At 64.8% G+C, this 9,245-nt stretch carries 9 protein-coding genes and 1 pseudogene; 2 read left to right on the forward strand and 8 right to left on the reverse strand.

Going from position 1 to position 9,245, the window contains the following annotated elements; all coding sequences use genetic code 11:
- Window positions 1-23: 23 nt before the first annotated feature.
- From B118_RS32450 to B118_RS0118405, 4 genes and pseudogenes are all read right to left on the reverse strand, one after another.
- Window positions 24-194, reverse strand: a complete 171-nt coding sequence (locus B118_RS32450) for a hypothetical protein (protein WP_202902343.1) — start codon at window positions 192-194, stop codon at window positions 24-26.
- A gap of 327 nt (window positions 195-521) precedes the next feature.
- Window positions 522-1,529, reverse strand: coding sequence for a hypothetical protein (locus tag B118_RS29575; RefSeq protein WP_050592831.1), 1,008 nt, complete (start codon window positions 1,527-1,529; stop codon window positions 522-524).
- Between the two features lie 67 nt (window positions 1,530-1,596).
- Window positions 1,597-1,970: pseudogene (locus B118_RS28540) on the reverse strand (RRQRL motif-containing zinc-binding protein).
- Window positions 1,970-2,221, reverse strand: coding sequence for a DUF6284 family protein (locus tag B118_RS0118405; protein ID WP_028193183.1), 252 nt, complete (start codon window positions 2,219-2,221; stop codon window positions 1,970-1,972). Before B118_RS0118405 ends, B118_RS28540 begins: the two are co-directional and overlap by 1 nt.
- Window positions 2,222-2,625: 404 nt before the next feature.
- Between B118_RS0118405 and B118_RS0118410 the strand changes: the two genes are divergently transcribed.
- Both B118_RS0118410 and B118_RS0118415 read left to right on the forward strand, forming a co-directional pair.
- The gene (locus B118_RS0118410; protein ID WP_018796706.1) at window positions 2,626-3,492 is read left to right on the forward strand and encodes a winged helix-turn-helix domain-containing protein; all 867 of its coding nucleotides are present in this window, start codon (window positions 2,626-2,628) and stop codon (window positions 3,490-3,492) included.
- Window positions 3,489-4,184, forward strand: coding sequence for an HAD family hydrolase (locus B118_RS0118415; protein ID WP_028193184.1), 696 nt, complete (start codon window positions 3,489-3,491; stop codon window positions 4,182-4,184). Before B118_RS0118410 ends, B118_RS0118415 begins: the two co-directional genes overlap by 4 nt.
- 72 nt (window positions 4,185-4,256) lie before the next feature.
- Here the strand turns inward: B118_RS0118415 and B118_RS30655 are convergent, their stop codons facing one another.
- The 4 genes from B118_RS30655 to B118_RS0118430 form a co-directional block, all read right to left on the reverse strand.
- Window positions 4,257-5,915, reverse strand: a complete 1,659-nt coding sequence (locus tag B118_RS30655) for an ADP-ribosylglycohydrolase family protein (protein ID WP_162173353.1) — start codon at window positions 5,913-5,915, stop codon at window positions 4,257-4,259.
- Window positions 5,916-5,968: 53 nt separating this feature from the next.
- Window positions 5,969-6,643, reverse strand: coding sequence for a DarT ssDNA thymidine ADP-ribosyltransferase family protein (locus B118_RS30660; protein WP_080678077.1), 675 nt, complete (start codon window positions 6,641-6,643; stop codon window positions 5,969-5,971).
- A complete protein-coding gene (locus B118_RS0118425) occupies window positions 6,640-8,037 on the reverse strand; it encodes a 3'-5' exonuclease (RefSeq protein ID WP_028193186.1) in 1,398 nt (465 codons plus the stop codon). The genes B118_RS30660 and B118_RS0118425 overlap by 4 nt, the downstream gene beginning before the upstream one ends.
- Window positions 8,038-8,478: 441 nt before the next feature.
- Complete coding sequence (locus B118_RS0118430) at window positions 8,479-8,850, reverse strand: hypothetical protein (protein ID WP_028193187.1); 372 nt, start codon at window positions 8,848-8,850, stop codon at window positions 8,479-8,481.
- Window positions 8,851-9,245 lie beyond the last annotated feature (395 nt).

Consider the following 9,245-nt stretch of genomic DNA (forward strand, 5'->3'; position numbering starts at 1 on the left):
GGCCGGGCGGCGTGCGCAGGTCGTCAGCGCTTCACGATCCGTGCGGTAGAGCCCTGGGGGTACCCGCCCGTCTTCTCCACGCTGTCCTTGATCCGCTCGGCGTCGGCCAGGTCGCGCGCATCCGTGGCCCACATGCACTTGCGGCCCCGGTTGTTCTCCGTCGCGACTACGTAGTACGAGTCCTTCTTCGCCATGGGGTTCTCCTTCGTCTGGTCGCCCGGGTGGCGGCCACCGCACCCCACCGGACCAGCAATGGCCCGGTGGGAACGGAAGCGGCCAGGGCTTAGCGGCGGGGACGGCGGGCAAGTCGGTCAGCGGCGGACTGACCGCGACTGCCGGCGGGAAGCCGGGCCTCACGGGTAGCGGTTACCGCGATGGAGGGGCAGTAGCCGCAGCGGCCGGTGTTCTTACAGGTGCAGGCCGGGGGCGTATTCTTGGCCATCCGGATCGGACTCCTGTCCGTGAAGGGGCCGGCGGCACAGCGTGGTTTTCCAGGCCTTGGGCTGTGTCGCCGGGCGAACTTAGGCGACGGCGTGCAGGTCGGGTCGCCAGCCGTTGACGGCGGTGGCGATGCGGTAGGCGCGGGTCTTGTCGCCTCGGCCGCCCATCACGCGGCGGTAGATGGCGTAGCCGTTCGGGTCGGTGTGGAGATCCCCGCTGGTGATGGCGTGCCGGACGGCGTCCAGAAGTTTCCGGTCGTCGGCGGAAAGCTCGACCATCGCGGCGGTGGTATCGGGGTGTTCGTGCAGGTTGATGCCGGTCGGAAGGCCACCCTCGGGCGGGTTGGTGAGGGCGGCGATCGCGGCGGCGAAGTGGTCCTGAATTAGCGTGATCACGCTCGCGGCGGCGAACGCCAGCAGTGGCACCAGCAGGTGCAGCACGACCGAGGCGACCTGTTCGGCGATTCCGCCGGGGAAACGGTGGGTCAACTCCGGGGCCACGTTCATCGCTGCCGTAGCGGCCAGTAGGCCGTACTCGACGCGCTTGACGATGGGTTCGGTGACCCGCCGCCGGACGGCCGACAGGTGTCCTCGGGCGATGAGCAGACCGACCAGCAGGATCGAGAACGCCGGATCGACCAGCCACGCCACGATCCACATCGGGGACCACGGTTCGGCGTGGCCGGCGGCGAACCGTTGGACGTTGACCATCGTGAACAGCAGCGCGAACACCAGCGCCGACCACGCCATGGCCGACCAGCGCGCCCGCTGACGCATCAGCCGCACCGCTTGCACATCCGGGTCGAGCAGCAGCCGCCGCAGGTGCCGGGCCTCAGCCGCGCGAGCGGTCCAACGCTGAACCTTCTTCGTCTCCCCGGCCAGCACCGCCGCCCGCGCGGCCCGCGCGTCGGCGTCACGGCGTGCCCGGCGTCGCTCCACCCGGCTTGGCCGTGCCGGCACCTGCGGCGCGGCGACCGGCGCGGAAACCGGGTCCGGTGCGGCCGGGCAATCAATCTCGCCCGCCTCGGCGGGTAGCGTTCCAGCCGGCACCAACAGGGCACCGTGCCGGGTGAACTCCATCGCGGTCATCGGGTGTGTCCTCTCGTGTCAGCCGAGCAGATCCGCGATCAATTCGCGGTGGGGGTGTAGGTGCGGTTCATGCGGCAGCCTCCAACGGATCGGCGCAGTCAAGCACTCGCCGAGCGAGCGCGGGATGTAGTAGGGCCGCACCACACCGCAGACGGGGCAGGTACGGCGGGCAGTCAGCGCAGCCCGGATAGCCCGGAGCTGAGCGGGGGTGGCGGTGCGCTTCGGTCGAGCCAGGGCCAGCCGGTACAAATGCGCGACGCGAGTACCGCCAACACCACGCCACAGGATCTGAGCGGCGACCGGCTGACCACCGGGACACAGCCCGGCGGAGCGCAGTTGACGGCGTGTCGCGTAACCAGCCGGAGCGCCCCGCCACCACCAGGTCGGAATGCCGTACTGGTCCCCGTCCGGATCCCAGTAGGCGGCACGGACACGAGACATCACGCCGCCCGTCGAGGAACGGCAGCACCGCGCGTCGGTAGGTCAGCAGCAGCGCGGGTAACGCGCGCCTCAGCCCGCCGCTTGCGGCGCCAATCAAACTCGGTCGGACCGCCGCGATCCTCCGCGTAGAGCAGCGTGATCTCGGCGTCCAGCAGGTCCAGCTCGGCCGCGATCAGCGGCCACTCCACCTCGATCACGGCCAGGTCGGCGGCGGTCGGCTCGGTGGTGACGGGGGCAAGGTGCTTTCGCACGGGAAACCTCCGGGAAAGTCGCTAAGTGGGAAGCCCCGGGTGTGCGACCAGCCGGCCGCACACTCGGAACGAACAGGGCAAGAGGCAGAAGCCCAAACCGCGCGCCAAGATCCGGCCCGCTCGCCCCGCTCGCCCAGGACCTACCGGGGTCGGCCACCGTGTGGCTCAAGGCGGGGATGCCGCAGACGGATCTACGCGGCGCTTCTGCTGTGAAGTTCTGAATGAACGACCACACGACCGGCCCGTGGGCGTGCAGCGCATGCGCCACCTTCCCCGGCTTCCGCTCGGCTTGTCAGTCCTGGCTAGCCAGGTTCGACGCCATGAACGTAGGTCGTCTTGGCTAGTCAAGTCAAGAGGGCGCGGTGAACTTTCCTAGCTTGGCTAGTCAGAGCTACTGTGTGCGGGTGAGCGAGAACCTTGACTTCCTCGGTCAGCTAGATCCCGACGACCCCAAACAGGCTTCGCAGCAGATCGCAAACAAGCTGCGGGCGGCCATCCTCACGCGCCGGCTCGCCCCGGGCGACAAGCTGCCTTCACAGCCCGAGCTAGCCGCCCGCTACGGCGTAGCGCGGGAAACGGTCAAGCGAGCGTTGGAACTGCTTCGGGCAGAGCGGTTGATCGTGTCTCGGCAGGGCAGCGGCGCGTTCGTCCGAGCGCAGACGCAGCGAGCCGTGGAGCTGCGTCCACACATTGAAGCGGCGTTCGAACGGCCTCACGTCAACATCGACTTCGCTGGGTTCTCCGGGGAGACGCTGCGCGACGCGCTCGCCGAAGCGCTCGACAAGGTGCGGGTCGGTCGGCTCGCACCGGAGACGATCGCCGTGCGGGTCCTGATCTCCGACATGACGGTCCCGGTGGCGCTGCCATCGCGGGCCGAGACGCAGGCCGATGATCCGGCGGTACGCGAGCGTGCGGAGCGCATCACTCGGCGGGCGGCAGACGGCATCATCGACCAGGTCGCCGAGCTGGGCGACCTCGGCCTCATTCGGTCGGCCGCGGTTGACGTGCGAATGCACCGAGCGTCCCCGCTGTTCAAGCTCTACATCTTGAATGGCGAAGAGGTGTTCTACGGCTTCTACCCGGTCGTTGAGCGGACCGTCTCGATCAAGGGTGAGCCCATGGCGATCTACGACCTGATGGGCAAGGACGTGCCGCTGTTCCACTACGCGGTGACCGACGATGACACCTCGCACGGCACGCAGTTTGTTGAGGCATCCCGGCAGTGGTTCGACTCGGTGTGGTCGACCATCGCCTATCGGTACGAGGCATGAGCGTCGACCTTGGCCGGCTGCTGGGCTCGGTCGGTGCGGTGCTGCTCGACTTCGACGGCCCGGTGTGCAGCATCTTCGCCGGGTACCCGGCGCCGCTGGTTGCCGCCGAGCTGGTCGACGTCCTGCGGCAGCACGATGTCGATCTGACGCCGGATCTCGCCAGCGAGCCGGACCCACTAGAGGTGCTGCGCCGCACCGGTGCGACCGGCGACCGGGGCGTTACGCGGGCGGTGGAGGACGCGCTCCGCGCAGCCGAGCGCCTGGCCGCCGAGAGTGCCGAGCCAACGCCCTACGGCCGAGAGGTCATCGTGGCCGCCCGGCAGGCCGGGCTGGCCGTGGCAGTGGTCAGCAACAACTCCGCCGAGGCGGTCAGCGCATACTTAGCGGCACACCGGCTCGCTGGACACGTATCGCCGGTTGTCGGCCGGGCGTATGCCGAGCCGAGTCGCATGAAGCCGCATCCGGAACCGATCCTGCAAGCCGTCCGGGCACTGGGCATGGCCCCAGGGCGCTGCGTTCTCGTCGGCGATTCACTGTCCGACATCGATGGAGCGCGCTCCGCCGGGGTGCGAGCGATCGGCTACGCGAATCGCCCACCGAAGGCGGCGGCGTTCCGGGACGCCGGGGCGGACGTAGTGATCAACAGTATGGGAACGATAGCTAGCGTCCTGATAGACATGCAGCCTTTGTGAATGGGGAAAACGTCAAGCCATACGGTCCCGAATCAGCTGCTCATCGGCTTCGCGAAGCAGCTAGGGCCGGCGTTAGGCGTTCCTAATAACGACAACGAAGCCCGGCTCAATTCGGAGGCCGATTGCTCCATGGGGACCATAGTCCTGCTCCACGTGGATACCGACCTTCTCGGCATCGGAAACGAGGTTCGCGGTGTTGGTGACTTCTACTCGAAGGTTGAAAGTTGGAACTTGATCGCCCATATCTGAGTTGCCCCTTAGAACGGTAGTGCCGTAGCGCACCCAACGCGGGGTCGACGCGTCCGCTTTGAGATTCAAGATCTCCTCAAGAACTTGGCGAGCGCGCGGCAAATCTCGGACGAATATGTCCACCCCATGGATTGCAGATGCAGCACGATGCCTCTGCGTAGCAACGGTTGACACCCGGTACTTCGGAGCTTCTTCTCTCGGCCAAGAGATGAAATATAGAGTCTGCCCGTCTTTGGTCTTCACCTGCAACCGCCGAGCGGCACCCTTAGCGCTTTCAATAGTGACCACGTCCACCACTCGGCCAGCTCGACCACCTGGTATTTCTACGGTCTCACCCTTCTCCGCTTGGAGTACCCGCTCTTGCATCTGCGCTATCGCTCGCCGCGTCGGCAAGGGCATCGGAAGGGGCTGAGCCCCATCGACCAACTCGACGGACAGCCGGTACAGCAACTCGGCATCCTGGAGCTGACGCCGGTAGGGCGTTATCCATTCTGCACCGACGGCCGCAGTGAGAAGACTGGCCGTCATAGAAGCCAGGGTATCTGTATCAGCGCCCTTAAGTCGGGCAGCCATTTGCAGCCCAGCATCCGGGGCTGCGGCATTGTACGTCGCCAAGTAAGCCGCACCGACAGCGCAGACCGTACCGGATCCCGTTTCTCGACCACGCGAGACGCCGAGTTCTGCCATAACGTCTGCCGGAGCCTTAAGCGAAGCTGGATCGGCGGCGGCACTTGCGGTCTCCAACATCTTTAACACTTCATCAGCCGTGGCCCGCCATAGAGCCGGATAGCCGCCCGTTGACTTTTCAGCAGCGTCAAGCCAGTCGGGGTTCTGCACGACACTGCGAGGAACCCGCGACCATTCCATCCTCCGGTTAATCAGCTCACGCAGAAGCCACCCATATGGAATGGGGGCGGGCTGCGAGATGCTTATCCAGTGGGCGAACGCGTGCAGTAGCGCACCGAGGATTGCCCGCGGATGTCCGTGGGTCGAGATCGCATCCTCCGCAACGTCATCTGCGAGGTGGTCGAAGCTCCCGGCGCCGACGTGCCAGAGGACGTGGGGCACTACACGCATGGCCGCCCCGTTCGCCCCTGCGTTGAAGTATGTGTCGAGTGTTGCGCCAATCTCCCATGGAGGCGTGCCGCTCGCCCATGCCCTGCACGCTCGCTTGACAGCGGCCCCCGCACCTCGTTCGTAGGCCAGGAGAAACGGCAACTCAACGGCTCGCAGGTAGCGGACCCAGTCACGGCCTGCCGCTGCGCGGGCTCGCGCGACAGCGATGACCATCTGGGTGTCATCGCTGTACTCCCCTGGCTTGATCACCTCCGGCAGTGATCGAAACCTGTTGCCGGCGTTCCGCTCCCATCGAACGAACGGCCCGAGCGGAGCTTCGTCTGCATCATCAAAACGACGGGCCCGTCGCTCGAACGGCCAGCCCAGGGCATCTCCCACGGCAACGGACAGCAGGAGCCCTTCCACTCGCGACTCCCGACGGTGCTCCACACGTTCACTCTGCCAGATACCACCGACACTCATGGGATCGGTCTTTCGGCTGGGCGCTCACCTCGCCGGACAGACGCACTGAGCGCGTACTTATCGAACAACGTCGGTGCAACGATAGCTGGCGGAAGCGGGTGAAGCGGGCGCAACATGGCATGTCGCGCGACTTCCGTCGCATGCTGCTGCTCGGTTCGGTAGATGACCGAGCGAACGGAGGCGATCGAGATCGGACCAGGCACCTGCACCTCCGCCTGATCGTCTGTCGGCCACCAGTCAGGGTGGCCCGGGAGGCGAGTCCACGTCTGCTGGCCATGCACGGGCGAAGCGAAGAGTGAAGCGAACCCCTCGACGCCAGCCTTTTGCCCACTTCCCCGGCCCCGAGCAGCGTTGTAGGGGAAGAAGCGAACCCCCGGCTGATCAAGCAGTGCCGGATCGAGCGCTAAGATCACCCAGTCCAAGAAATGCGGATCGTTCGCTCTGATCCGGTCGAGATACCAGGTATTAGGATATTCGATTGAGCAGCACACATGAGAAAGACCACCGTCAAATCTGCTCATATCGTTCTGCTTGAACGTGGCTCCCTGTGCAGCCAACTCGGCGGTTCCGTGGATTGCGCCAGTTTCAAGCATCTGCGCGAAATTCCGCGCAGGCGTAAAGTGGCACAGCCTACGTATCCCGAGCCGACGGGCAAGATCTGCGATAGTCACTTCGGCGTCGTCCTCTGGAAGAGGCTCGGATCAGTTGGCAACAACGAGGTCAACTTGCCGGAATACATGATGTGAAGGCGGACCTTCGCCCTAGTCAGCGCGACGTATAGCAACCGCGCCTCGCGGGACATAGCTTCGTCCGGGCCATGGGCTTCAACCTCTACAGGATCGGGCAGCAGGTCATGATCGCAGAAGGGGATGATCACCGCATCGAATTCGAGACCCTTTGCTGCGTGGTAAGTGCCGTAGAAGACGTTCGGCCCCAGGGGCCAGGTTGTTAGCTTCTTGTGGAGGCGAGTTGCAAGGGGCAGTTGTGCAGAAACGTCCGCATCATGCTCCCTCTTGCGGAACAGGACTGCGACCGTCATAGAACGCCCCAGCCGTCTAGCGAGTTCGATCGCTTCCCTGAACTGCGTCGGACGATCCGGATTCTCCACCAGAACCGGGAGCGGGCCGTCGGCCTTTACTATCTTAGGCTCAACAAGATCAACCTCGTCCCGGAAGAACGGCATGTTGGATAGAGCAACCGCAAGCCTGGCAATCTGTGGAGTATTGCGATAATTCTGCTCGAATTGAACAGCGCCGCTCCGGACACTCAAGCCGAGACTCTTCCACGACAGCCTTCGCCCATACATCTGCTGCGCATAATCACCGAAAAAGGTAACTGTTCCGTCAGGACCAACCGCCGCTGCAAGGCTGCGGATCATTTCGGGAGAGAAGTCCTGCCCTTCATCGACAACCACGTGCCGGTAGCGGCGAGGGCCTTTGTCCTCCTCAAACGCCTTTCGGGCAGCGAGAGCAAGATCGTCCCAGTCGTATCGCTTGCCTAACTCCCGACGCAGGCGCCAGTATTCCTCGCGTACCGCGTATACGTACGGCCGGTCGGCCGGCATGAGAGGGCGGCCGCGCCCGATGCGGTCTGCGTTGATGTACGTCTGCTCATCCGTCACCCCGTGTCCGGCGAGCCAGTGGAACTCATCCTCGAAAAAGCGAAGCGGCCGCCTTAACACGCTGACCCCTGGGTACCGCCGCTGCACTTCGGCGATCGCCTGCTCCATAAGTTGGTGTCGCTCACCATCGACGATGTCCCGCCGCCCCATCAGCCCACGCGAGGCCAGGTATCCCTTCGCGAACGTGTGATAGTTCTCCACCACGAGGTTTGGGCTGCGCGTCACCATGTTGCGCCGTAGAAACGTCACAAGGGCCTTGTTGAAGGTGACCAGCAGCGTAGGCCCAGCAATCTGAGGGGCGTGGTCGGCCAACCACATCGCTCTCGTAACCGCCATGGTCGTCTTCCCACTGCCAGCCGTGCCCAGCACCACGACGTGGCCGCTGTCCCTTAGGTAGACCACGTTCTTCTGCGCGCCGACCGGCTCAGGAAGGTAGGAGGGCATTGCGACATCATCTCGTAACGAGCCAGCTACCGGGATCCCCGCAACGGCTTCAATGAGTCCTAGACTGTCGCCCACCAGACACAAGGGATCGCTCGGTTAGTCTTGACTGCGCTGTCGACTCATGCTTTTCGTCGCACGCAACGGCGAGTTACGCCCACAGGCGTCGTCCTGCGCAAGCCGCCCGTCGCCGTCTCAGTTGTCGTCTCGTTCACCCACGTTCGAGGCCGTCCGTCGGGATGCCACGGTGCGACGGTGTTGCTGCCCTGTTCCGCCACAGCCCTCGGCGAACGCGACACGACAGACTTGGAAAGCGTGTTGGGTTTACACCCTCACGAGTTCGAATCTCGTATCCTCCGCTCGCGGTGAGCGCGTAAAAGCGCAGGTCAGGCCCCGGTTCACACCGGGGCCTGACGATCTTTAGGGGGCATGGCGGGGGCAGGGTCACTCCGCAGGCTTCCCAGGCCTCTGCGACAACCGCTTCAATACCCCCGCTACATACCCCTTCGCATAGCCCCCACGCCGGGCCTCCTCCAGTTCGGCAGCGAACTGTTCGCGGAGGTGCACCTCCAGCAGGCGCCGCTGATCGACAACCACCGTGCGTCCCACGGACCGATCGGGAAGTTCCGAGGCCAGCCCAGCAAGACGGTCCATCACGTCGATAGCATCCCAGCAATGCCGGACTTCGTTCCGGAGCCACGCGTTCTCCTGCCGGAGGCGCCGGTTTTCCTGCTGGTACAGGCGTTCGCGCTTACTGGTCATTGTGCGCTGGTAGGCGGCGGTGGCGGCGTGTGCCGCGCGGGCGACCAGTGGCATGGCGGGGCGACGGTGGGGGTGGGAGGGGTAGTTCACGCTGTCGAAGACCTCCGGTGAGTGCCGGTCAGGGGCGTGCTAGTCGAACACACGTATGAACAGATGGGAAGACTTCTCGGGGGTGTGTCGATGGATGGCCGCCGAGATAGGGCGGCGATGGTGCGCGACCGAGGGCCACGACCCCGCACGGAGGCCCCGTCACCGTTGCTCGTGATCACTTATCAGCCCGAACGAGTTTAGTAGCGTATCCATAGTCGACAAGTGACATCGACGAATGATTTTTGGACGTCCGTTGACGTTTTGAATGTCCGCTACTTCATAGCGGACAGCTCGAACCTGTTCGGAACCACCATTCCGTGGTAGGGCGTACGCCGCGACGCGCCGGAACATCCATACGG

Source organism: Salinispora pacifica CNR114 (assembly GCF_000514775.1).
In the GTDB taxonomy this organism is placed as follows: domain Bacteria; phylum Actinomycetota; class Actinomycetes; order Mycobacteriales; family Micromonosporaceae; genus Micromonospora; species Micromonospora pacifica.

Excerpts from the sequence above, each read along its gene's own strand:
- B118_RS0118430 (WP_028193187.1), bottom strand. The coding sequence starts at position 8,850 with ATGCCACTGGTCGCCCGCGCGGCACACGCCGCCACCGCCGCCTACCAG.
- B118_RS29575 (WP_050592831.1), bottom strand. The coding sequence starts at position 1,529 with ATGACCGCGATGGAGTTCACCCGGCACGGTGCCCTGTTGGTGCCGGCT.
- B118_RS32450 (WP_202902343.1), bottom strand. The coding sequence starts at position 194 with ATGGCGAAGAAGGACTCGTACTACGTAGTCGCGACGGAGAACAACCGG.
- B118_RS0118415 (WP_028193184.1), top strand. The coding sequence starts at position 3,489 with ATGAGCGTCGACCTTGGCCGGCTGCTGGGCTCGGTCGGTGCGGTGCTG.
- B118_RS0118425 (WP_028193186.1), bottom strand. The coding sequence starts at position 8,037 with ATGCCCTCCTACCTTCCTGAGCCGGTCGGCGCGCAGAAGAACGTGGTC.